At 72.1% G+C, this 20,352-nt stretch carries 26 protein-coding genes; 9 read left to right on the top strand and 17 right to left on the bottom strand.

From position 1 onward, the window contains the following. Window positions 1-9 precede the first annotated feature (9 nt). The 4 genes from ASG23_RS18440 to ASG23_RS18425 form a co-directional block, all read right to left on the bottom strand. Complete coding sequence (locus tag ASG23_RS18440; RefSeq protein WP_056027996.1) at window positions 10-444, bottom strand: rhodanese-like domain-containing protein; 435 nt, start codon at window positions 442-444, stop codon at window positions 10-12. Then, complete coding sequence (locus tag ASG23_RS18435) at window positions 441-944, bottom strand: cysteine dioxygenase (protein WP_056027994.1); 504 nt, start codon at window positions 942-944, stop codon at window positions 441-443. Before ASG23_RS18435 ends, ASG23_RS18440 begins: the two co-directional genes overlap by 4 nt. Window positions 945-1,231: 287 nt before the next feature. After that, entirely contained in the window at window positions 1,232-2,308 is a 1,077-nt protein-coding gene (locus ASG23_RS18430; RefSeq protein ID WP_056027992.1) for a DNA polymerase IV, read from the bottom strand. 23 nt (window positions 2,309-2,331) lie between these two features. Beyond that, window positions 2,332-3,216: a phosphotransferase family protein gene (locus ASG23_RS18425; protein WP_056027990.1), complete on the bottom strand. Its 885-nt coding sequence runs from the start codon at window positions 3,214-3,216 to the stop codon at window positions 2,332-2,334. 92 nt (window positions 3,217-3,308) lie between these two features. Here ASG23_RS18425 and ASG23_RS18420 point away from each other — a divergent pair, with 92 nt between their 5' ends. Then, window positions 3,309-3,521, top strand: coding sequence for a hypothetical protein (locus tag ASG23_RS18420; RefSeq protein WP_056027988.1), 213 nt, complete (start codon window positions 3,309-3,311; stop codon window positions 3,519-3,521). Window positions 3,522-3,573: 52 nt separating this feature from the next. On the opposite strand, the gene ASG23_RS18415 is transcribed toward ASG23_RS18420, so the two are convergent. The 4 genes from ASG23_RS18415 to ASG23_RS18400 all read right to left on the bottom strand — a co-directional run bounded on the left by ASG23_RS18415 (window position 3,574) and on the right by ASG23_RS18400 (window position 5,950). Then, a complete protein-coding gene (locus ASG23_RS18415; RefSeq protein WP_056027986.1) occupies window positions 3,574-4,149 on the bottom strand; it encodes a DJ-1/PfpI/YhbO family deglycase/protease in 576 nt (191 codons plus the stop codon). Between the two features lie 81 nt (window positions 4,150-4,230). Continuing rightward, the gene (locus ASG23_RS18410) at window positions 4,231-4,839 is read right to left on the bottom strand and encodes a DUF3618 domain-containing protein (protein WP_082516323.1); all 609 of its coding nucleotides are present in this window, start codon (window positions 4,837-4,839) and stop codon (window positions 4,231-4,233) included. Then, window positions 4,836-5,246, bottom strand: coding sequence for a phage holin family protein (locus ASG23_RS18405; RefSeq protein WP_056027984.1), 411 nt, complete (start codon window positions 5,244-5,246; stop codon window positions 4,836-4,838). Before ASG23_RS18405 ends, ASG23_RS18410 begins: the two co-directional genes overlap by 4 nt. Beyond that, complete coding sequence (locus ASG23_RS18400) at window positions 5,243-5,950, bottom strand: hypothetical protein (RefSeq protein ID WP_056027982.1); 708 nt, start codon at window positions 5,948-5,950, stop codon at window positions 5,243-5,245. Before ASG23_RS18400 ends, ASG23_RS18405 begins: the two co-directional genes overlap by 4 nt. A gap of 471 nt (window positions 5,951-6,421) precedes the next feature. Here ASG23_RS18400 and ASG23_RS18395 point away from each other — a divergent pair, with 471 nt between their 5' ends. Continuing rightward, entirely contained in the window at window positions 6,422-6,862 is a 441-nt protein-coding gene (locus tag ASG23_RS18395; protein WP_056028617.1) for an Hsp20/alpha crystallin family protein, read from the top strand. Between the two features lie 148 nt (window positions 6,863-7,010). On the opposite strand, the gene ASG23_RS18390 is transcribed toward ASG23_RS18395, so the two are convergent. Beyond that, window positions 7,011-7,682, bottom strand: coding sequence for a DUF6766 family protein (locus ASG23_RS18390; RefSeq protein WP_056027980.1), 672 nt, complete (start codon window positions 7,680-7,682; stop codon window positions 7,011-7,013). 82 nt (window positions 7,683-7,764) lie between these two features. Next, entirely contained in the window at window positions 7,765-8,190 is a 426-nt protein-coding gene (locus ASG23_RS18385; protein WP_200941639.1) for a hypothetical protein, read from the bottom strand. A 92-nt stretch (window positions 8,191-8,282) separates the two neighbouring features. Between ASG23_RS18385 and ASG23_RS18380 the strand changes: the two genes are divergently transcribed. The 3 genes from ASG23_RS18380 (at window position 8,283) to ASG23_RS20085 (ending at window position 9,214) form a co-directional block, all read left to right on the top strand. Then, on the top strand, window positions 8,283-8,723 hold the full coding sequence (locus ASG23_RS18380; protein ID WP_056027975.1) for an SRPBCC family protein: 441 nt from the start codon (window positions 8,283-8,285) through the stop codon (window positions 8,721-8,723). Between the two features lie 112 nt (window positions 8,724-8,835). Beyond that, window positions 8,836-9,024: a hypothetical protein gene (locus ASG23_RS18375; protein WP_056027973.1), complete on the top strand. Its 189-nt coding sequence runs from the start codon at window positions 8,836-8,838 to the stop codon at window positions 9,022-9,024. A 43-nt stretch (window positions 9,025-9,067) separates the two neighbouring features. Next, on the top strand, window positions 9,068-9,214 hold the full coding sequence (locus ASG23_RS20085) for a hypothetical protein (protein WP_157465741.1): 147 nt from the start codon (window positions 9,068-9,070) through the stop codon (window positions 9,212-9,214). An 81-nt stretch (window positions 9,215-9,295) separates the two neighbouring features. Here the strand turns inward: ASG23_RS20085 and ASG23_RS18370 are convergent, their stop codons facing one another. From ASG23_RS18370 to ASG23_RS18355, 4 genes are all read right to left on the bottom strand, one after another. Continuing rightward, complete coding sequence (locus ASG23_RS18370; RefSeq protein WP_056027971.1) at window positions 9,296-10,528, bottom strand: PP2C family protein-serine/threonine phosphatase; 1,233 nt, start codon at window positions 10,526-10,528, stop codon at window positions 9,296-9,298. Between the two features lie 229 nt (window positions 10,529-10,757). Further along, window positions 10,758-11,936, bottom strand: coding sequence for a peptidoglycan-binding domain-containing protein (locus ASG23_RS18365; RefSeq protein ID WP_235521234.1), 1,179 nt, complete (start codon window positions 11,934-11,936; stop codon window positions 10,758-10,760). A gap of 136 nt (window positions 11,937-12,072) precedes the next feature. Next, the gene (locus ASG23_RS18360; RefSeq protein ID WP_056027969.1) at window positions 12,073-12,531 is read right to left on the bottom strand and encodes a DUF6325 family protein; all 459 of its coding nucleotides are present in this window, start codon (window positions 12,529-12,531) and stop codon (window positions 12,073-12,075) included. A gap of 25 nt (window positions 12,532-12,556) precedes the next feature. Continuing rightward, window positions 12,557-12,952, bottom strand: a complete 396-nt coding sequence (locus ASG23_RS18355; RefSeq protein WP_056027967.1) for an SHOCT domain-containing protein — start codon at window positions 12,950-12,952, stop codon at window positions 12,557-12,559. 215 nt (window positions 12,953-13,167) lie between these two features. Here ASG23_RS18355 and ASG23_RS18350 point away from each other — a divergent pair, with 215 nt between their 5' ends. After that, window positions 13,168-15,429, top strand: a complete 2,262-nt coding sequence (locus tag ASG23_RS18350; RefSeq protein WP_157465740.1) for a LuxR C-terminal-related transcriptional regulator — start codon at window positions 13,168-13,170, stop codon at window positions 15,427-15,429. A gap of 75 nt (window positions 15,430-15,504) precedes the next feature. Beyond that, window positions 15,505-15,741 (top strand): hypothetical protein, encoded by a 237-nt coding sequence (locus ASG23_RS18345; RefSeq protein ID WP_056027963.1) that lies wholly within the window; start codon window positions 15,505-15,507, stop codon window positions 15,739-15,741. A 50-nt stretch (window positions 15,742-15,791) separates the two neighbouring features. On the opposite strand, the gene ASG23_RS18340 is transcribed toward ASG23_RS18345, so the two are convergent. Together ASG23_RS18340 and ASG23_RS18335 are read right to left on the bottom strand one after the other, a co-directional pair. After that, the gene (locus ASG23_RS18340; protein WP_056027961.1) at window positions 15,792-15,974 is read right to left on the bottom strand and encodes a DUF1918 domain-containing protein; all 183 of its coding nucleotides are present in this window, start codon (window positions 15,972-15,974) and stop codon (window positions 15,792-15,794) included. A gap of 75 nt (window positions 15,975-16,049) precedes the next feature. Beyond that, on the bottom strand, window positions 16,050-16,649 hold the full coding sequence (locus tag ASG23_RS18335) for an FMN-binding negative transcriptional regulator (RefSeq protein WP_056027959.1): 600 nt from the start codon (window positions 16,647-16,649) through the stop codon (window positions 16,050-16,052). Window positions 16,650-16,746: 97 nt separating this feature from the next. Here ASG23_RS18335 and ASG23_RS18330 point away from each other — a divergent pair, with 97 nt between their 5' ends. Then, complete coding sequence (locus ASG23_RS18330) at window positions 16,747-16,953, top strand: dodecin family protein (protein WP_056027957.1); 207 nt, start codon at window positions 16,747-16,749, stop codon at window positions 16,951-16,953. Window positions 16,954-16,962: 9 nt separating this feature from the next. Here the strand turns inward: ASG23_RS18330 and ASG23_RS18325 are convergent, their stop codons facing one another. Continuing rightward, window positions 16,963-19,401, bottom strand: coding sequence for a lysylphosphatidylglycerol synthase transmembrane domain-containing protein (locus tag ASG23_RS18325; RefSeq protein WP_056027955.1), 2,439 nt, complete (start codon window positions 19,399-19,401; stop codon window positions 16,963-16,965). A 249-nt stretch (window positions 19,402-19,650) separates the two neighbouring features. On the opposite strand from ASG23_RS18325, the gene ASG23_RS18320 reads away from it, so the two are divergent. Beyond that, complete coding sequence (locus tag ASG23_RS18320) at window positions 19,651-20,232, top strand: NADPH-dependent FMN reductase (protein ID WP_056027953.1); 582 nt, start codon at window positions 19,651-19,653, stop codon at window positions 20,230-20,232. Window positions 20,233-20,352 lie beyond the last annotated feature (120 nt).

Genomic DNA, 20,352 nt, shown 5'->3' with positions numbered 1-20,352 from the left:
CTCCCGCGGTCATGACCGGTGCGAGTGCGCCCCCGAGCCCACGAGCGCGCCACGATCGCCTCCCGTGACCGGAAGTCCTGCCGCTGCCCACGCGTGGAAACCGCCCACCACGTCGGTCGCACGGTGCAGGCCGAGGTCCGCCAGGGCGGCGGCCGCGAGACTGGACGTGTACCCCTCGGAGCACAGCACGATCACCTGCACGTCGTGGCCGGTCGCCGCCGGGATCCGGTGGGCGCTGGCCGGGTCCAGGCGCCACTCGAGGACGTTGCGCTCGATCAGAAGCGCCTGCGGCACCTCGCCCTCGGCCGCGCGCTGGGCGGCCGGGCGGATGTCCACCAGCAGCGCGCCGGCCTCCAGGGCGTCCCACGCCTCGATCGGGTCCAGCCGGTGCAGCTGGGCCCGGGCGTCGGCGAGGACGTCGTCGATGGTGCGGCGGCGGGTCACTTGTCGGACTCCGGCTCGTCGGTGTCGACGGTGCGCGACGGGACGAGGCTCCCGTCCGGTGCGGTCGCCCAGTACGTCATCCGGGTCAGTGGCGGGGAGTAGGCGTGGATGCTCACGGCCGGCTCGGTCCCGGTGTTCAGCACATCGTGCCGGTCACCCGGGTCGACCGTCTGGGTGCGGTCCGCGGGGAACTGCTGCGGCACCAGCTCTCCGTCCCGGGTCGGCCGGACCTCCGTGAGGGTGCCGGCGACGATCGTGAACGCCGCGGCGGAGGCACCGTGGTCGTGCAGCTCGGTGCCCTGCGACGGCAGCCACGTCAGCAGCCAGACGTCGACCCCGGGCGGGGCGTCCAGCCGGGTCCACCAGCGGCCGCTCTCCTGGAACTGGACCAAGGGCTGCCAGAGGTCGGGCTGCGCGGCGAGCGAACGTGTGAGCGCGCTGAGCTCGTCGACGTCCAACGGGGCGGCGGTGGTGGGGCGGGGGGACAGGTCGATGCTCATGGTGGTGCCTCTCGGGGGTGCGTCTGCGGGCCGACCCGGACGCGTCGAGGCGTGGGGTCGGACGGGCCTGCTCCCGGCGTGGGCCGGGTGGGAGGGTCAGTGCTGCTGACAGCGGGCCGGACAGGAACGCAGCGCGAGGGTGGCGCGACGGGACGGGAGCGCAGTGACGCGGACGGCGGTCATCGCGTGCTCCTCCCAGGTCGGCTCGATCACGGCGGGCACAGACGAGCATGCGCGCGATCCGGTGGTCAAGAGTTCGCCAGGGACTCTCGCATGCTGGACGAGCCTCAGATCCGGCCTCGCACCGGCGTCCGGTCAGCCGGGTCCGCGTCGTCGGGCATCGCCATCTCGGCACGCACGCCGAGCAACCGGATCTCCCGGTCCTCGACCTTCTCCAGCAGCGTCAGCACCGCGTCCACGACGGTCGCGGGGTCCCGGGTGGCCTCGGGGAGCTTGCGGCTCATGCTCGTCGTCACGAACGGCGCGTACCGCACCTTGAGGGCCACCCGGACGACCGGCCGACCGTCCTTCGCGGTGTCCTCGACCACCTCGTGCGCCATCACCCGGACCGCCTCCCGCACCTGCTCGGGGGTCGTGAGGTTCTGCTGGAACGTCGTCTCGCGGCTGTGACCGCGCGGCACCCAGGGAGCGTCGTCCACGGTGGTCGGCCCGAGGCCCTGCCCGAGCTCGTGGTACCAGACGCCCATCTTCGGCCCGAACTCCGCGACCAGGGCGTCGGCCGGCGCGACGGCCAGCTCCTGCACGGTGGTGATGCCGAGCGTCGCCAGGCGGCGTGACACCTTCGTCCCCACGCCCCACAGGTCGATGGTCGGCCGGCTGCCCATCACCTCGAACCAGTTCTCAGTGGTCAGCCGGAAGACCCCCGCCGGCTTGCCGAACTCGGTGGCGATCTTCGCGCGGACCTTGTTGTCCCCGATGCCCACCGAGCAGTGCAGCCGTGTCTCGCGCAGCACCGCCTCCTGGGCGCTCCGCGCGAGCTGTTCGGGGTCGTCGGTCTGCACACCGAGGAACGCCTCGTCCCAGCCCAGCACCTCCACGACCACGCCGAGCGATCTCAGCGTCGCCATCACCCGCTCGGAGACCGCCTCGTACTCCGGGGCGTCCACGGGGAGGAACACCGCGTCGGGGAGCTTGCGAGCGGCGATCCGCAGGGGCATCCCGGAGCGGACCCCGAAGACGCGAGCCTCGTAGGACGCGGTGGAGACCACACCGCGCTCGGTCGGGTCGCCGCGCCCGCCGACGACGACCGGCTTCCCCGCCAGCTCGGGCCGGCGCAGAACCTCGACGGCCGCGACGAACTGGTCGAGGTCGACGTGCAGCACCCAGGCGGTCTGCGAGCCCATGGTCCGAGTCTGCCCGACCCGACCTACCGGAGTCGTGCGACCAGAGTCGCCGTGTCCTGCCGGTGCCGGGCGGTATCGACGTCGTACTCCAGGCACCACAGCAGCTGGTAGACCATCGCCCGCAGCGCCCACCCGTCCGTCGCGGGCACGCTCTCGCGGTAGACCGACCAGAACACCGTGTCGGTCATGTCGTCCCAGAAGGCCATCCGGGCGACGTCCGACTCGGCCGGCCCGGCCCACGCCTTGTCCCAGTCGAGGACCCCCGCGAGCCTCCAGCCGTTTCGACCCTGCCGGAAGAGGAGGTTCGCGTGGTGCAGGTCGTCATGCGCGAGCGTCGGCCCAGCCGGTCCGGAGAACTGGTCGGCGTGGCGGTCGAGCACCTCCGTCGCCAGCGACCGTCGGTCGCCCGCGGGGATACGCAGGGCGATCCGGGCGCGCAGAGCGTCGACCAGGCGCGGCGTGGGCTCGTCCAGCGCGCCGAACGAGGGGAGCACGACGGACTGGAGGGCAAGCACGGCCCGGGCGATGTCGATGGACGGGGTAGCCAGCTCGGCCGGCCGCAGCAAGGGACGCACCTGCCGCCACTCGACGCCCTCCACCTGCTCCTGGAGCAGGAACTGCACCCCGGGCAGCTCGCCGTGGACGCCGGCCGCGACCACGGCACCGACCGGCACCCCGGCTCGTCGTGCCAGCTCCTGCGCGGAGGCGGATCTCCTGTAGTCGAGAGCGGGCCGGGCGTCGGTCGACGCCACCTTCAGCACGTGGACCGTGGACGCGGCCCTCACCAGCAGCACGGCGTGCGCGGGGCCCGAGGTCAGGACCTCGAGCGTGGCCCGGCCGACGTGTGTGGCCACGATCTCGCGGGCGACCGGGAGCCAGAGGTCGGGAGCTGGCGTCCGGTCGGACATGGGGTCTGCCCCTCCACAGCTCTCGGCCAGAACCGTCTCAGGTGCATCGTCCACCGGATGCGTCGACGGCGCGACGGTGCCAGCGTGAGGGGATGAGCAGCACACCTGACGCCACCCCCACCACACCGGACGACGGGACGTCGCCCCCGGACGACTCGACGACGCCCTACGACCCCGCGACGGACCCGGACGCCGACCCGGAGATGCTCAACCCGCGCACGGGGAGCGCTGCCGCCGGCGACGGGAGCGGCGGACCCGACGGTGACCCGGACGGCGACCCGGAACAGCTGAACCCGCGAGACTGACCGCAGCGCAGACGCCCGGGAGCGCACGACGGGCAGCCGTCGTGCGTGGGCCCTACTCTGCGACGTCTGGGCCCGTGGCCAGCGCCTTCTCCACAGCAGGCAGGAAGTCGTCGAGGTCGTCGGGCCTGCGCGACGTGACCAGGGTGAACGCTCCGCCGTCGTCGATCGACACCGACCTGTCGACCCAGGTGGCGCCTGCGTTGCGCAGGTCGGTCTGCAGCGAGGGGTAGGACGTCACGGTCCTGCCGTCCACCACGCCCGCCTCGACGAGCGCCCACGGTCCGTGACAGATCGCGGCGATCGGCCGGCCTGACGAGGCGAACGCACGCACCGTGTCGATGGCGCGGCTCTCCAGCCGCAACGCGTCGGCGTTCAGGGTGCCGCCCGGGATGAGGAGCAGGTCGAAGTCGGACCCGGCGTCCCCGAACGTGGTGTCCGGCTGCAAGGACTTCCCCGGGTCCTTGTCGCCGACGAGCGTCTGGATCGGGTCCGTGGTGACGGCGGCGACCACGACGGTCGCACCGCGCTCGCGCAGGTGGTCGCGCGGGACGATGAGCTCGTCCTGCTCGACGCCGTAGTTGGTGACGATCGCCAGGACGCGGTACCCGCTGAGGGTCGTCTGGCTCATGAGGTGTCCTCTTCCGGTGCCGAGTGCGCTGGGTTCGGGCACGCGGCGGGGCACCCTGAGGCGCCCCGCCGCAGAGGGCTCTCAGTAGCCCGACTGGGTGCCGCCGACGTAGCCCGACTGGGTGCCGCCGACGGTGGGCGGGCTCGTGACGGCGCCGCCTGTGCTCTTCGTGTCGGCCCGCAGGTCGTCGGCGGTCGCGCGACCTTCGTCGCGCAGCGTCGCGCCTGCCTCAGCAGCCCGGTCCTTGACGGCAGCAGCCGCGTCCTGAGCGGGCTCGCGGAGGTTCTCCGCGATTCCCTGGGCGGCGTCCTTGGCCTCCTGGACCAGAGGCGCCGCCTGCTCCTTGGCCGCCTGGGCGAGCTGCTGCTCCTGACGCGTGCTCGGCAGCAGGGAGGAGATCAGCCACCCGGCGCCGAAGGCGACCAGGCCGGCGGCCAGCGGGTTCCCGCGGGTCCGGTCCTTCGCGGCATGCGGCAGAGACGCGGCAGCGGAGCCGGCGGCGTCGGCGCTGTCACTGACCCCGCCCATGACCTTCTCCTTGACGTCCGTGACGGCGGTGCGGACCTTCTCGGCCTGGCGCTGTGCGACCTGGCTGGGGCTGACCTTGTCGGTCAGGGCGTCGACGTCCGAGCTGAGCTCGGCGCGCGTGCGCTCGATGTCCTCGCGGATCTGGTCGGGGTCGGTGCTCATGAGTTCTTCTCCTCGTGTCCTTGCAGAGCGTTGGGGATCTTCTTGACGGTGTCGGCTGTCTTGGGCATTCCGCCGACCCGCTTGGACTCGGCGCGGCCGCGTGCGGCGAGCACGGCGGCGACGATCGCCCAGATGACGGCGACGATCACCGCAGACCAGGCCCAGGAGTCCATCGCGTCGCCGAGCGCCCACCAGAGGGCGATCGACAGGAACAGCAGGACGAAGTGCCCGGCGACCGCTGCGCCCGCGAACATGGACCCGCCCTTGGCCGCAGCCTTCGCCGACTGGCGGGCCTCGGCCTTGGCCAGCTCGACCTCCTGGTGCAGCAAGGTCGACAGGTCGCGGGTGACGTCGCCGAGCAGGTCACCGACGGACTGGCGCGGGGGAGCGTCCAAGGGCTCGCTCATCGCTGGTCCCAGCCGAGGGCGCCCGGCACCGGGGTGGCGAGCTCGTCGGTGAACCGCGGACGCTCCTCGACCACGTCCGTGTACACCGGCAGAGGCTCGGTGGCGGTCACGCGCGTCGGCGTCGTGGACCGGGTGGACGGGCTCGGCGGGGCGTCCTTGAGGCCGCGGGTGAGGCGACCTAGCACCACCCCGGCGCCGGCAGCGATCAGGAGGAACGTGCCGGGACTCCGCCGGGCGAAGCCGCGAACCTCCTCCAGGGCCTCGTCGGGACCGTGGTTCTCCAGCCACCGGCCCAGCGAGTCCATCCTCTGGCCGACCTCACGCACGATGTCGGTCGCGAGGTTCTGCTCGAACGGTGCGGACGCCATCTGCGTGAACTGTCCGCCGACCGACGTCAGGCCTCCGGCGAGCCGGCTCTGCTGGACCCCGGCCTGGCTGGACACCTCGGAGCGGGCCTGCGACCACAGGTCACCGAGCTGACGCCGAGCCTCCTGCGTGACCGCGGCGGCCTCCCCCTTCGCCTCGCCGAGCAGGTGCTCGCCGGCGCTGGTGGCCTTGTCCTTGACATCGGTCGCCCGGTCCTTGGCGGTATCGGTTGTCGAGGTCCCACTGCCGGAGAGTGGGGCGTTCGGGGTCGTCGAGGTCCCACTGCCGGAGAGTGGGGCGTCGGAGCGGGGGTAGCTGCTGGTGTAGTCGTCACTCATGGCGTGTCTCTTCTCAGGTCGTCAGGAGGAGTCGGCGCAGCCCGGCCGATGAGGCGGGGCCAGCACTCCGTCCGGAGGGGTCGACGAGTGCGCGGACCTTCTGCCGCGCGGCCGTCTGCACAGGGCTGCCGGTACGCCAGGGCGATCCGGGAGTCAGCGAGGTGCGACGACGATGCCGCACACCAGCCCCATGTCCGGCGACGCTGCTGTGCCGGGCGACGGTCTGCTGACCGGCGGGGGCCGGACCAGCACTTGGAAAAGTAGGACGGATGGGACCGGTCCGCCACCTGAGCCGGCGCCAGGGTCGCTGCGGACGGCGGTGTTCGCCGCGCGCGAACGGCCTCCGATCTCCACTGGCACTCGAGCACCGAGAGTGCTAATTCTTCAGATGTAGCCAGTTCGGCCAGGACGGCCGGACAGCCACCCGGGGCCCGGACGGTCCGGCGCCCCGACACGAAGGAGGTGACGGTCATGGCTACGCGATTCGACCCGTTCCAGGAGTTCGACCGTCTGTTCGCCCAGGTGATGACGGCCGAGCGTGCGTCGACCACGATGCCGATGGATCTGTACCGGTCCGGCGACCACTACGTGCTCCACGTGGACCTGCCGGGCGCGGATCCGGGCACCATCGATGTGAACGTCGAGGACCGCACCCTGACCATCCGTGCCCAGCGCACCGCGCACACCGAGCAGGACGTGCAGTGGCTGGCCAAGGAACGCCCGGTCGGCACGTACGCACGTCAGCTCACCGTGAGCCGTGGCCTCGCGCTCGACGCGATCACGGCGACCTACACCGACGGTGTGCTGACCCTGAGCATCCCCGTCGCCGACGAGGCCAAGCCCCGCCGTATCGAGGTCCAGCACACCGGCGACGCCACCCAGATCACCGCGGAGGCCGACGCCGGCGCGTGACGAGCGGACGGCGGGGGCGCCGGGCTGCGAGAGCACCACCGGGGAACCTCGGGACGCCCTGTGCGGGCGAGCCGACCCCGCGCCCCCGCCGAGCTCACTCTGTGCGCGGGTCGGACCAGCTGGCGCGCGCCAGCGGCAGACGGCGACGTCAGCCCTCGACGCCGGTGGTGTCGTGCGGCGTGCCGACCGGCTTGGACTCCGGTGACCCGCGTTCACGCAGGTAGATGGAGAGCACGACCATGCTCGCGACGGCGAGGAACTCCGACTGCCAGTTCTGCAGCGTGCGGCTCCAGAAGTCGGGCAGCAGCAGGTACTCGCTCCAGCTGACGGGGTCCGCCAGCTCCCGCATCTGCTCCTCGGAGTAGGCGACGGAACCCGTGACCGACTGGGTCAGCCACGACCCCAGGAAGATCGCGCCCATGACCAGGCTGAGGGATCGGGAGTAGACCGACAGTCGCCAGCCGCGTCGGCGCGCCCACGCGGGGGAGTCGTTCGTCGAGAACTCGGCGACCTTCTGATCTGCGTCGCTCTCTCGTCCGGCCTCGTCCAGCTCCTTCGACTCCGGTGACCCGCGCTGGAGGAAGAAGACGGTGGCGACGATGTAGAGGAGGAACTGGAGGAACTCCGACTGCCAGTTCTCGGTGACGTCGACGGCGAACGCCGACGTCGTGACGTACTCCCCGATCGTGATCGGGTCCAGGCCGGCGTTGAGCTGCTCCTCGTTCATCAGTGCGACGCCGGAGACCGCCTGCCCGACCAGCGCCACGACGAAGATCACCCCGAAGAAGAGGGTCAGCCCGTTCTCGCGCAGGCTCCTCATCGGTGCGCGATCCCGAGCGCCAGGCAGTAGGCCAGCCCGAGCAGGATGCCGCCGAGACAGGTCCAGAAGAGCAGCCGCGTCATTACGAACCCTCCAGCACGCAGTCGTAGGGACGCTGCGGCCGGGCGTCGCACCCCGCCGCTGTGATCAGCCAGTGGTCGCCCGACACCGTCAGGAAGACGACATCCGTGGGGAGCACGGCCTGCGCCTGCCGTCCGGCCACCCGGGCGACAGGGTCGGTGGCGTCGTCGGCACGGGACGTCAGCGTGTCGCCCACCTCTCCGGCGAGGATCGCGTCGGCGCACGGTTCGCCGGCGTCGTCCTCCAGGTTCTCGACGGTGGCCGGGGCGAGGAACGAGCAGGCGTCGGCACCCTCGGCCGCCTCGACGGCCTGGTAGAAGTGCTCTGCTGTCGCGTCCGCCGCCGCAGCATCGGGGCGACCGCATCCCGCAAGGAGCGCGACGCCGGTGAGGGTCAGGCCCAGCGCAGGCCACCGTCGTCGCATCACGGCCCGAGCGTAGGTGCACCGTCGTCGCGGCGCAGTCGGACCGCACCACGCCGGCGAGTTGCCGATCCCGGACCGGTGGCTACGTTCGAGCCATGGCGACCGTCACCCGAGAGCTCCGCTGCGCACCCGCCGCCGTCCTGGAGGTGCTGGCCGACGGCTGGAGCTACGCCACCTGGGTCGTCGGCACCTCGCGGATCCGCGCCGTCGACCGGGCCTGGCCCGCCGTCGGCAGCCGGATCGCCCACTCCGTGGGAGTCTGGCCCGCGCTACGCGACGACGTCACGGTGACTAGACGGTGGGATCCGGAGCGCGGCATCGACCTGCAGGCCCGCGGGTGGCCGGCCGGCGAGGCCCGGGTGCAGATCACGGTCCGCCCACGCCAGGGCGGCGGGTGCACGGTCGAGCTGACGGAGGACGCGGTCCGCGGACCGGGGACCCTCGTCCCGCGGCCGCTGCGGACCGCGGCCCTGGTCCCGCGCAACACGGAGACGCTGCGACGGCTGGCGTTCCTCGCCGAGCGCCGCTCGGTATAGCGCCTCGGGTCGCGAACGGGTGCGGTCGGGGTGCGGGAGCGGCGCGACGGGCTGACGATGGGGGTCGACGTCGAGTAGCTGCGTCGCCGGCTGCCGGATACCGGAGGCACCGATGTGGTTCCTGCTCTTCCGTCGGGTTCGAATGATGATCATCGGCGTCGTCCTGCTCCCCGTCGTCGCGTCGATCGCCCGCCGGCTGGCGGAGCGGGCCGAGCGCCTCAACGAGTCCCCGACGGTCGGGTCGCGTGGACTGCGGGTCGTCGAGTCGACAGCCCGGCGCGCCCGGTCGGTCCTGCGGTGAGGCCGCGGCACCGGCGCGAGACCGACCAGGAGAGAGGTGGACGATGAGCGAGGACACACCCCGTCGGGACGACGTCCCTGACCTGCCCGAGGAGCGCGACGGGCTCCCCGACAAGGAGCCGGCGCACTCCCCGCCCGCCATCGAGGACCCCGCGAACCCCGACGCGCACGGCCCGATGATCCAGGCCTGAGACGCACGGGCAGGCCCGACCAGGACGAGAAGACGACGCGGAGACGACGCACCCCGACGAGGGCCCGGACCCGTGCCGACGTCAGCGCACGGGGTCGAGAAGGTGCTGGCCCGTGGTCGTCCACTGCACGAGCAGGATCGTGGCGTCGTCCTGGAGCACCCCGTTCTGGTACTCCATCATCCGTCGGCACACCCTCCGCGCGATCTCGGGCAGCGGGGTGCTCGCCGCGGCCTCCCGTTCGAGGAAGTCGACGAGCCTGTCGATGCCGAAGAACTGCTGCTCCTCGTCGCGGGCCTCGATGATGCCGTCGGTGTAGAGGACGACCACGTCGTCCGGCTCCAGGGCTTCTTCGGCGACGCTCGCGCTGCGCATGTCCAGGCCGAGCAAGGGCCGGTGGCCTTGGGCGAGCGACTTGACCACCTTGCCGCCGCGGAGCAGGAGGGGTGGAGGATGCCCGGCGGACAGATAGCGCAGGACGCCGGACCGCAGGTCGAGGCGTCCGAGCACGCCGGTGGCGTACATGTGCCCCCCGAACTCGTCACGCACGGCGCGATGGATCGACTCCGTCTGCTCGAAGAGCCCATGACCCTGCCGGCGGGAGTTGCGGTACGCGGCGAGCGCGGTCGCTGCGGCCAGCCCCGACCGCAGGTCGTGACCGGTCGCATCGAGGATCGCGAACTGCGCCTTGTCGTCCGACAGCGCGTAGTCGAAGACGTCTCCGCCCACCGTGGCCGACGGCTCGAGCCGACCGCTCACCAGGACCTTGTCGGTGCCCGAGGTCAGCGGCGGCAGGAGCTGCCAGATGAGCTCGGCAGACAGGCTCCGGCGCAGCTGACGTCGGATCACGTCGATCCCGTCCCCGAAGGCGTCCACCACGGAGACCAGGTGGCCGAGGTAGTGCGTGAACCACCAGCACCGGACCAGGAAGACGGGATCCTCGAGATCGCCGGCGTCGGCGGGCACGATCTTCAGCACCCCGAGCCGTTCGAGTCCGTCGATGATCGGCATCCACAGGTGCGGCTCCGGGCTGGTGACTGTCGTCTGCGTCGACGTCGTCCTGTATGCGAGGCCCGCGAGCGTGGTGTCGATCGGCAGGACGGGCAGGGGCGCGGCGCCGGCGGTGGGCATCGGCACCAGCACCGTGTGCGAGTAGTCGGCCAGGTAGATGGTCGCCCTGGCGCGCAGGTTCACCACCGCGTCGTCGACCGCGGACGGGAGGAGGTCCGGTGGCGCGAGGTGCGTGCGACGCAGGAGCTCGGTCAGTGCCGCGAGCGGCCGGGCCGCTCCGTCATCCCGAGGGTCGTTCGGATCCATGCGACGCGCCTCTCACGTAGGCCGGATGCCCCTCTTACGTCACCCTAGGTGCCGCCACGGTGGTCGTCCTGCGCAGTCGGCGACGCGCTGTCCACGGACGGCTCGGCAGCCTCGACGTGCTCGTGCGGCGATCCCAGCACCAGCGGATCGAGCTTCCCCGGGCCGGCCCGACGGCGCGCGCGGGATGCTCGCGCGCGCCGCCGGTCCACGGAGTGTGGCGTCGCGCGTGTCAGCCCTCGGTCGACGACGGCGTCGGCTCGGGCTCAGCTTCCTCGGTCGGCTCCGGCGTAGCAGGTTCCATCGCTTCGGCGATGGCGCGCTGGAAGGCGGCGACCGTGGCGGCGTCCACGGTGCCCGTGACGGGGACGCCGAGGTCCGTCTGCGCGGCACCGACAGCGGCAGTCAGGGCGTCCGTCCACAGCCCGTCGACCGGCCCGTCCCAGTACCCGGCGAGCTTGAGGGTCTGCTGGAGCGCGGCGGTCGATGCCAGGCTCGCATCCGCGGCCGCGCCACCGGCGGCCTCGAGCTGGGCCCTCAGTGCTGCCTCGGTGGCCTTGTCCATCGTCCCGGTCTCGGGCAGCCCGGCGGCGTTCTGCAGGGCCTCGACGGCTGCGACGGTCTGCGGGCCGTAGATTCCGTCGACGGCGCCCGTGTAGTACCCGGCCTCCGTCAGCTGCTGCTGGAGCGCGACCGTGTAGCCGCCGACAGCGTCCGCGGCCTGTGCCTGCTGCTCCTCCGGGATGCACCCGGACTGGACGAACAGCTGGACCCACGCCATCTCGAGGGCGACGACGGCGGAGTTGAACTGCTCGGCCGCCTGGGCGAGCGGGGTGTCGTCGCTGAGCCCTTCCCGGGTGGAGTCGAGGTCCGCCTGCGCCTCCTGCACGCGGGTCACGGTGGCCGGAGGGACGGTGGGCTCGACCGTGGGCTCGGACGGGGCCGGCTCCGGGGCTTCCTGGCCGGCCTCGGCCGCCTCGGCCGCCGCCAGTGCCGCCTGTGCGTCGGTGAGGTCCTGCTGGGCGTCGGCGAGCGACTCCCGGGTGCTGACCACGGCGTCCGCCGCGTCCGCCGTCTCCTCGCCGGGCTCGGTGAGGTCCTGGCCGGCGACGCGGACGTCGCCGACGGTGGTCTCGGTGTCGTCGAGGACGTCGCCGTAGCGGTCGAGAGCCGTGATGTAGGAGGACCCCGCCGTGCAGAACTGCGCCTGGGCGTCCGTGGCCGCGGTCTGCGCCTCGGCGAGCGCCTCCTCCTTGGCGGCGACGTCGTCCTGCGCGATCTCCACCGGGGTCTTCTCGGGATCCGCGGTGCAGGCGGACAGGGTGGCGAAGAGACCGGCGGCCGCGACGACCGCCGTCGCGGTGTGCCACTGACGTCGGTGCAGGTGGGCCTTGCCGGTCGATGCGTCCACGGTGCTCGTCCTCTCGGTGCGGTGGCGGCTCGGCGGGTGGTCGCCGAGCCGCCTCAGTCGGTCGTGTGTCCCGTCGTCACGGTCACCGCGGGACGGGTGGGGGCAGGGACCGATGCCCGCCGGCCGCGGTGGGTTGTCACGCCCCGTTCGCGGTGCGGCGGTCGTCGGCCTCGACCAAGGCGAGGATCGCCTGGATGGGGATCCGGCCGTCGGCCACGAGCTGCCCGCCGGCTCGGCGTGCTGCGGACGCGAAGCCCGCGGCCCACAGGTTCTCCCAGATGAGGACGCCGGCGGTGGTGCCGGGGTCCATCGTCTCGGCGAGGTGCTCGACGTCGTCGCTCGCCAGGAGCTCGGCCAGCTCGGCCTCGAGCTTCTGCAGCTCGCCCAGCTGCGGGATGTCGGACAGCTCGACGGAGTCGACGGAGCCGTCCTCGTTCTTGGTGAGGACCAGCAGGTCGATCACGCGGATCGTCCCCGCGTCGACGAGCGCGATCAGCTCGTCGATCATCTCGCCGGTGAAGGTGCTCTGCCCGGCGGGGAACTCGACGACGAGGTAGTCGACCGGTCCCAGCTTGTCCAGTGGTGTCTCAGTCATCAGCTCTTCCCTTCGTCGGGCGGGCTCAGGAGAGTGCCGCGGCCTTGAGCTTGGCGAACTCGGCCTGGTCGATGGCTCCAGAGTCGAGCAAGGACTTGGCCTGAGCGATCTGGTCGGCGGGTGACGACGACGACGTCACGCTCCGGATCCGGCTGTCGAAGGCTGACTGCGCGGCCTGCATCTGCTCAGCCTGGCGGGCGCCCATGCCCTTCCCGCGCACGATCAGGTACAGCAGGATCCCGAGGAACGGCAGCACGATCAGGAAGATCACCCACAGGGCCTTGACCCCGCCCCCGGTCTCGGAGTCGCGGAAGAGGTCCCCGAAGATGGCGATCAGGAGCCAGAACCAGATGATGAAGAGGAAGAAATAGAGCATCCAGAGCAGAATGTCGCCGCTCCCGAACGTCGCAGAAACATCCATGGCGGTCTCCTTCGTCGTGATGTGACCGTTCGAGCGTGTGCCCGGGCAGGTCTCTAGAGCCCCGGTCGGGGCGTCGGTGCGATGGTGCGTCGCCCCGCCATGCCTCGGGATCACCCTCGGCACGGATCACCCGGGTGAGCGTGTCCTGGATGACACGTCGGTCCACGTGCCGTCGTGGGGCTAGGGTGCGAATCACGCGACCCTGGGGAGAGTTCGTGACGCACGACATCAGCTCGGATCGGGCGCACCGGCTCAGGCCGACGGCGGAGCAGGGCGTGGTCCGGGCGAAGCTGGTGCCACCGCGCCTCCCGCGTGGTGCCGTGAGCCGTCCGAGCCTCCTCGACACGCTGCGCGCCGGCCGAGACAAGAGCCTCACGCTGGTCTCCGCACCGGCCGGCTTCGGCAAGACGACCCTGCTGGCCGAGTGGGAGCAGACCGATCTCCTCGCCCGGTTCGCGTGGGTGTCGCTGGACGCCGGGGACTGCGACCCGGAACGGTTCTGGCGCCACGTCGCGGCGGCGCTGTCCGGTGTGGAGCCGGGCGTCACGGATGCCACGGTGGACGCGATGCGTGCACGACCGCGCGGGATCGGTGACCTCGCGCTGCCCCGGCTGTTCGACGCGCTGGCCGGAGGCGCCGACGACGTGGTGCTCGTCCTGGACGACTACCACCGCGCGGAGACGCCGGAGATCAGCGCGCTGCTCGCCGAGTTCCTGCGCTACCGCCCCGAGCGCGTCCAGGTGGTGGTCTCGACCCGGTCGGACCCGGCCCTCGGCGTGGCGCGGTTGCGCGCCGGCGGGGAGCTGGTCGAGGTGCGGGCGGACGCCTTGCGGTTCGACCACGCCGAGGTGGCGAGCTTCTTCGACGGCATCGGTCTGCCGCGACTGACACCGACCGAGGGGCACCAGCTGGCAGAACGCACCGGTGGCTGGCCCGCCCCGCTGCGGCTCGCGTCCCTGCTCATGCCGGAGCACGGGCGCGCCGCGTTCATCGAGCAGTTCACCGGAGCGAGCCGGCACGTCGTCGACTACCTCGCGCAGGACGTGCTCGACCTGCTCGACCCGGCCACCCGAGACTTCCTGCTCCGGGTCTCGATCCTCGGTCGTCTCAACGGCTCGTTGTGCGACGCGGTCGCCGGGACCACGGGCTCCGGCGCGCTGCTGGCCGACCTCGAGCGGGCGAACCTGTTCATCTCGGTGGCGAGCGCGGGGGAGTGGTACCAGCCTCACCAGCTGTTCACGGAAGCGTTGCGGGTCGAGCTGACCAGGACGCAGCCGACCCTGGTGCCGGTGCTGCACGCCCGGGCGGCCGGATGGTTCGAGGAGGCCGGTGACACCGAGTCCGCGACCGACCACGCGATCGCGGCGCACGACGTGCGCATCGCGTCCCGACTGGTGGCGGGGCAGGTCCAGCCGATGTCCGCGAGCGGGCGCACGGCGAACATCCGGCGCTGGCTCGCGGCGCTCTCGTGGCCCGAGGCGCTGCGGGACCCGGAGCTCGCGTTCGCCCGGGCGGTGGCGGCGAGCCTGGCGAACCAGCTCGACGAGGCGGCGGAGTGGCTCGACGTCGCGCGCACCGGCGATCCCGACACCGTGGACGCGGGCGGGCTCCGGTTGGGGTTCCGGGTCGACCTCCTGGACAGCGCGATGGGCGTCAACGACGTGGGGCGCGCCCTCGAGGTGGCGCAGCGCGTGGTCCTCGGTGCGCCGAGCTCGCGATGGCACGGCATCGCGCTGGCGTGCCTGGGGCAGGCGCAATACCTGGCAGGACAGGGTGACGAGGCGGCTGCGACGCTGCGGGACGCTGTGGGGCAGATCTCTGACGCCACCCCGATCATGCTCGCGCTCGCCGTCGCGAACCTCGGGCTGGCGGAGTCGGCGACGGGCGTCGAGTCCCATGCCGACCCCTTGCTGGACCGCCTCACCGACGCGCTCCGTGCGGTCGGCGCCGACCGGTCGGTCCCCGCCGCCGTCCTGCTGCTCGCCCGAGGGGAACAGGCGCGCCGGCTGGGCGACCCGAAGGGCGCGCTGAGCGAGCTGCGCCGCGCGATCGACATCCTGGAGGACATGCCCCGCAGCGCGTGGCTCGCCAACGCGTTCCTGCTGCTCGCCGCCACCGAGCGCGTCGTCGGCCACGGACCCGCCGCGATCGAGGCCATCGACCGGGCACAGGAGATCCTCGACCGTCTCCCCGACCCGGGCGGGCTGGTCGTGCGTGCGGCATCGCTGCGTGCTGCGCTCACCGCACCCACGCGGCACGCGACCGAGTTCGGCGAGGAGCTGTCCGATCGGGAGGTCGTCGTGCTGCGGCTCGCCGCGGACGGGCTCCAGCAGCGCGAGATCGCCGAGCAGCTCTTCATCTCCTACAACACGGTGAAGTCGCACCTGAAGGCCGCCTACCGCAAGCTCGGCGTCGCGTCCCGCGACGCGGCTATCGTGCGGCTGCGGGACCTGGAGATCACGTCTCCGCCCGACTGAGAGCCCGACCGACCACCCGGGTGAGCAGTCGGGCGGGTGGTCCGTGACCGGCCCCGGGGTGCGCACGATGTCCGCATGATCCTCTGCACGATCGTCGTCGCCGGTGAGCTCGACGCCCGGTTCGGCGACGCCGTGGAGGGCATGACGCTGACGGCGGCGGACGGGCGGACCGAGCTCGTCGGGACCCTCACCGACCAGGCTCAGGTCCAGGGCGTCCTGCACCAGCTCTTCGACCTCGGGCTCGAGGTCGTGTCGTTCTCGACGACGACAGGCGAGCCTGCCGATCCCCGAGGGAGTCACGGGCGCGGGTGAGGGCCGCCGGACCATCGGGATGGCTCGGCGCTGAACAGGTGCCGGACAGGTCAGGCCGTCGTCCGCACCACCGTCAGGTCCGGTCCGGGGTACACGAGCGACTCGTGCCCGTCGTCGAACCGCACGAGGTACGGCCCGTCCGGTCCTCGAGCCTCGACCACCGTGCCACCGCGATCCGCCGTCCCGACCGTCCGGCCATGGATGACGACCTTGTCACCGATCTCTGCGTGCATCGTCGCTCACCTCGACGCCAGGCTATGCCGGGTCCGGCCGGACCGCACCGCCCGCGGACGCGCGGCCGGACACCGTCAGTGCCCGTGCACCCGGCGCATCTCGTCGGCGAGGGCGGGGTTGGTGGGCTCGAGGTGGGCGATCACGTCCTGGGCGACGGTGGGCGGCTTGTTCTGGCTGAGCTTGGCGCGGGCGTCGAACCGCGTGACGCGCAGGCGGAGCCCGACGGTTCCCTTGGCGATGCGGCGGGTGCCTTCCTCGTCCTCGTCGAGGCTGCGACCGCCGGGCCGGTCGTGCTCGAAGTAGTCGGTGAGGCGCGCGAGCACCGCGTAGTTCTCGTCGTCGCTGAGGATCTCGGGCGTGCCGTAGAGGTGTGCCGTGACGTGGTTCCAGGTCGGGACCAGCTCGCCCGGCGGGTACCAGCTCGGGGAGACGTAGTCGTGCGGCCCCTGGACGATCACGAGGATCTCGTGCCGGCCGAGCTCGTGCAGCGTCTCGTCGGGGCGGCCGACATGGCTCACGAGCGTGATGCCGTCGCCGTCCTCGACCATCACCGGGTAGTGCGACGCGACGAGCCCGGTCGATGCCGGGGAGACGAACGTCGCCCACGGGTGCTGGCGGACGAGTCGCTTGACCTCCTCCGGGTCGGTCATGAGGAACGAGGGGGTGTGGCGCATCAGCGATCTCCTGTCGTCAGGGCATCCGCGGTAGTCACGGCGACCCGCCGCGACCAGTATGGAGTCGTCGGTTTCCGAGCGATGAGAGGCCAGCACCATGAGCGTGTACCGAGTGATCGACGTCATCGGGACGAGCACGTCGTCCTGGGAGGCGGCCGCGGCCGAGGCGATCAGCACGGCCGGGGGGTCGTTGCACGACCTCCGCGTGGCCGAGGTGACCAAGCAGGACGTCGTCGTCGGTGAGAGCGGGGAGCTGCTGTACCGCACCCGGATCCAGCTCTCGTTCAAGTACAAGCCCGAGTAGGACGACCGGCTACACGTAGTCCTGTCGGCGTAGCCAGCGCATCGCCGCCGCCCCCCAGATCGGGGGCAGGTAGAACGTGACGAGCCGGAACGTGATGGCCGTCGAGACGGCGATCGCGCTGGGTACGCCGATGGCCTGCAGGCCGACCGTGAAGCCCGCCTCGGCGACCCCCATGCCTCCGGGAACGGGCATCAGGCCGGCGAACAGGGCCACCGCGGTGTTGATGAGGATCAGCTGCGAGAAGTGCGCGGTCTGCCCGAACGCCTGCAGGCACAGGGCCAGGACCCCGGCCTGGAGCAGCTGCGCACCGAGGTTCCCGCCGAGGATCGCGGACACCTTCGCCGGCTTGCGCAGGACGCCGAGCGCGGAGTGCGCCGAACGCGCCTGCTCGGCGATCACCGCACGGATGCGCGGGATCCGTGCGGTGACGCGGTGGCGCAGCCGAGGGACGGCCAGCGTGACCACCGCCGCGAGGACGAGGACGGCGATCAGTACCAGCACGAGCGAGGGGCTCGTCGAGCCCGACTCGTCCGTGCTGGACCCCGTCGCGAGGCTCGAGGTGAAGCCCGGCAGGCCGCTGACGAGGACCAGCAGGATCAGGCCGACCTGCACGACGAACCCCATGACGCTGTCGATGACGCCGAACGACAGAGCCGTCCCGGCCGGGATCCCGAACTTCTGGAAGAAGCGGATCTCGAGCGCGAGCCGGGCAGCCGTCGCGGGGAGCACCAACGAGATGAACTGGATCGAGTACTGCAGCATCAGGACCGGGACGTACCGCAACCGCGCGAGCGCCGCGCCCAGGGTGGCACCGGCGAGCGACATCTGGATGACCGGAGAGAGCAGGAGCGCGGCCGCGAGCCAGACCCAGTCCGCGGACGCGAGCGCGGAGACGACGCTGGCGAGGTCGACGCCCGCCAGCAGCGTGACGACCACGTAGACGAGCAGCGCGGACAGCAGCAGGGTGCCGATCGACCGCGGGGTCACCCGTCGCAGGCGCTCCAGGGGCGGTTCCTCGACACCCGCGGCGTCGACGGCTGCCGAGCGCAGCTCGTCGAGCGTCCAGGTCCCTGCGCGGACGTCGGCGCGCGTCCCGCGGCCGAGAGCGGCCGACTGCAGGTAGGGCAGCACGTCGGCGAGGCCGTCGGCTCCGAGGGCGGTCACCGCGGCGGCGAGCGCGCGGTCGGGACCGACGACGACGGCGGTGCAGACGAGGAGCCGGGCCTGGTCGGTGCGGACGTCGCCCTCGTCGGTCGCCCGTCCGGCGGCGTCGAAGTCGGCCAGCGCGGGGGTGCCGTCGGTGCGGACGACGACGTGGCTGCTGTCGATGCGACCGTGGGCGATCCCGGCGTCGTTCAGGGTGACGACGGCCCGCCACATGCCGGCGAGCAGCTCGTCGTCCACCGCGTCGGCATCGAGCTCGCGCAGCGACGCGCGCGGGCTGCTGGTCACCAGCAGGGCGTCACCCTGGTCCGCGACACCGACCGCGACGACGTCGAGCGTCGGCACGCCCGCCTCCGAGGCCAGCAGCGTGAAGAGGGCCTCGTGCTCGACGCGGGAGCGTCGCGTGCCCCAGATGTGGGCGCGCTCGCCGCGGCGCGTCACGGCTGTCCAGAGCGATCCGACGAGCTGGCTGTCCCACGCGTCGCGCCCGTAGACCGTGACCTGCAGCCGGTCGCCCTGGTCCGCGCGGGCGACGAGCAGGTTCACGGCGGTCGGGTCGGGGGACGCCGACACCTGGGTCGTCGGCACCCCGAGCTCGGCGAGTGCCTCCTGCACCTGGGCGTCGGTCAGGCGCCCCTGCGGTGACCCCAGGACCAGATGGGTGATGGCTGCGGCCGCGATCCCGACGGCGATGGCGGCGCTCGCCCCGAGGAGGTTCGTCGTGTTCAGGCCGATCGCCGCCAGGGCACCCAGGCCGATGACGATGCGGCTCGCGTAGCGCCACGGTCGGGCGAGGTGCGGCGACGCCGTGACGACGATGGCCGTGAGGACGGCGACCCGGCTGGCGACGTAGACCGCCGGAGGGCCCGACGACACGAGCCCCTGGACGATCGCGGACGGGTGGGTCCCCGCCAGGGCGCCGACACCGATCGACGCACCGAAGGCCAGGGCAGCGGCGGTCACCTGGTCGACGAGGAGCCGGCGCCGCCCTCGGCTCGCCGCGGCGAGCAGGACGACCCCGATCGCCCACAGCGTCATGACGGCGTAGACGACGCTCCAGAGCCAGCCGAACAGCGGCTGCATCCACGCGAGGAAGGTGGCGAGCGCGGCGTCCGCGCCGGTCGGTCCCGGCGCTGCCAGCGCGAGGACCCCGAGCGCAAGGACCGAGACGGCGAGCAGCAGGATGTCCGTCGGCCGCCGGAGGCGGGGGGCGCCCGCCGCGGACGACCAGACGCGGACGAATCCGTCCCCTCGCCTGCGCGTCCGTTCCGCTCGGGCGGCCATCGAGCCTCCTGGGGCACAGAGATGAGGTGGGAGCTGGCGCCTACCGGAGGTCACAAGCGTGCAAACCCGCGCAGAGCCTACCGCGGCCCTGACCAGCGGGTTCGTGACTCGCCGACGAATCGCCGAGGGCAGGTCCGGCCTGGCTCGCACGACTGCGAGGGCGGTCCTACCGTGGTGAGGTCAACCGACCTCCCCTCGTCGACATCGACGGCCGGACACACGACCTCGGTCGCCGAGATCGGAACACCCATGGCGCGCACGTACGTAGTCGGGTACTTCGTCGGAAGCCTCTCGTCCACCTCCATCAACCGGATCCTGTCCAAGGCGCTGATCGCGCTCGCTCCCGAGGACCTGGAGTTCGTCGAGCTGCCGATCGCGAACCTGCCCCTGTACAGCCCCGACTACGACGCCGACTTTCCGCCGGAGGCACGGGCGCTCAAGGAGGCGATCGCGGGCGTCGACGCGGTCCTGTTCGTCACCCCGGAGTACAACCGGTCCATCCCGGGAGCGCTGAAGAACGCCATCGACTGGGCGTCGCGACCCTGGGGGCAGAACTCGTTCGACCACATGCCGGCCGCCGTGATCGGTGCGTCCATCGGGGCGATCGGCACCGCGGTGGGCCAGCAGAGCCTGCGCGCGGTCCTCAGCTTCTGCAACGCGCGGCAGATGACCTCGCCCGAGGCCTACATCCACTACTCGACCGACGTGTTCGACCCCGACGGTGGGGTCAGGAACGAGGACACCGCCGAGTTCCTGACGGCGTACATGCAGGAGTTCCACGACCACCTGGTGCGCGTCCTGACGGTCCTGCCACGGGCGACGAGTCTCTAGCCCAGGCGCTCCGGCGCTAGCTCCTCGACGCGCGGGCCGTGGGGATCGGCGGTAGGACTGTGCGTGGTACACCAGCCGGCGAAGACGGGGCCGGCGATGGGGACGATCCTCATGAGGGGA

It is taken from the genome of Cellulomonas sp. Leaf395 (assembly GCF_001424125.1).
Classification (GTDB): Bacteria; Actinomycetota; Actinomycetes; order Actinomycetales; family Cellulomonadaceae; genus Cellulomonas.
This window is presented reverse-complemented; position numbering and strand designations above follow the sequence as displayed.

What these genes read in the sequence shown, in the direction of transcription:
- ASG23_RS18435 (WP_056027994.1), bottom strand. Translation starts at nt 944, where the DNA reads ATGAGCATCGACCTGTCCCCCCGCCCCACCACCGCCGCCCCGTTGGAC.
- ASG23_RS18430 (WP_056027992.1), bottom strand. Translation starts at nt 2,308, where the DNA reads ATGGGCTCGCAGACCGCCTGGGTGCTGCACGTCGACCTCGACCAGTTC.
- ASG23_RS18425 (WP_056027990.1), bottom strand. Translation starts at nt 3,216, where the DNA reads ATGTCCGACCGGACGCCAGCTCCCGACCTCTGGCTCCCGGTCGCCCGC.
- ASG23_RS18420 (WP_056027988.1), top strand. Translation starts at nt 3,309, where the DNA reads ATGAGCAGCACACCTGACGCCACCCCCACCACACCGGACGACGGGACG.
- ASG23_RS18415 (WP_056027986.1), bottom strand. Translation starts at nt 4,149, where the DNA reads ATGAGCCAGACGACCCTCAGCGGGTACCGCGTCCTGGCGATCGTCACC.
- ASG23_RS18410 (WP_082516323.1), bottom strand. Translation starts at nt 4,839, where the DNA reads ATGAGCACCGACCCCGACCAGATCCGCGAGGACATCGAGCGCACGCGC.
- ASG23_RS18405 (WP_056027984.1), bottom strand. Translation starts at nt 5,246, where the DNA reads ATGAGCGAGCCCTTGGACGCTCCCCCGCGCCAGTCCGTCGGTGACCTG.
- ASG23_RS18400 (WP_056027982.1), bottom strand. Translation starts at nt 5,950, where the DNA reads ATGAGTGACGACTACACCAGCAGCTACCCCCGCTCCGACGCCCCACTC.
- ASG23_RS18395 (WP_056028617.1), top strand. Translation starts at nt 6,422, where the DNA reads ATGGCTACGCGATTCGACCCGTTCCAGGAGTTCGACCGTCTGTTCGCC.
- ASG23_RS18390 (WP_056027980.1), bottom strand. Translation starts at nt 7,682, where the DNA reads ATGAGGAGCCTGCGCGAGAACGGGCTGACCCTCTTCTTCGGGGTGATC.
- ASG23_RS18380 (WP_056027975.1), top strand. Translation starts at nt 8,283, where the DNA reads ATGGCGACCGTCACCCGAGAGCTCCGCTGCGCACCCGCCGCCGTCCTG.
- ASG23_RS18375 (WP_056027973.1), top strand. Translation starts at nt 8,836, where the DNA reads ATGTGGTTCCTGCTCTTCCGTCGGGTTCGAATGATGATCATCGGCGTC.
- ASG23_RS20085 (WP_157465741.1), top strand. Translation starts at nt 9,068, where the DNA reads ATGAGCGAGGACACACCCCGTCGGGACGACGTCCCTGACCTGCCCGAG.
- ASG23_RS18370 (WP_056027971.1), bottom strand. Translation starts at nt 10,528, where the DNA reads ATGGATCCGAACGACCCTCGGGATGACGGAGCGGCCCGGCCGCTCGCG.
- ASG23_RS18360 (WP_056027969.1), bottom strand. Translation starts at nt 12,531, where the DNA reads ATGACTGAGACACCACTGGACAAGCTGGGACCGGTCGACTACCTCGTC.
- ASG23_RS18355 (WP_056027967.1), bottom strand. Translation starts at nt 12,952, where the DNA reads ATGGATGTTTCTGCGACGTTCGGGAGCGGCGACATTCTGCTCTGGATG.
- ASG23_RS18345 (WP_056027963.1), top strand. Translation starts at nt 15,505, where the DNA reads ATGATCCTCTGCACGATCGTCGTCGCCGGTGAGCTCGACGCCCGGTTC.
- ASG23_RS18340 (WP_056027961.1), bottom strand. Translation starts at nt 15,974, where the DNA reads ATGCACGCAGAGATCGGTGACAAGGTCGTCATCCATGGCCGGACGGTC.
- ASG23_RS18335 (WP_056027959.1), bottom strand. Translation starts at nt 16,649, where the DNA reads ATGCGCCACACCCCCTCGTTCCTCATGACCGACCCGGAGGAGGTCAAG.
- ASG23_RS18330 (WP_056027957.1), top strand. Translation starts at nt 16,747, where the DNA reads ATGAGCGTGTACCGAGTGATCGACGTCATCGGGACGAGCACGTCGTCC.
- ASG23_RS18325 (WP_056027955.1), bottom strand. Translation starts at nt 19,401, where the DNA reads ATGGCCGCCCGAGCGGAACGGACGCGCAGGCGAGGGGACGGATTCGTC.
- ASG23_RS18320 (WP_056027953.1), top strand. Translation starts at nt 19,651, where the DNA reads ATGGCGCGCACGTACGTAGTCGGGTACTTCGTCGGAAGCCTCTCGTCC.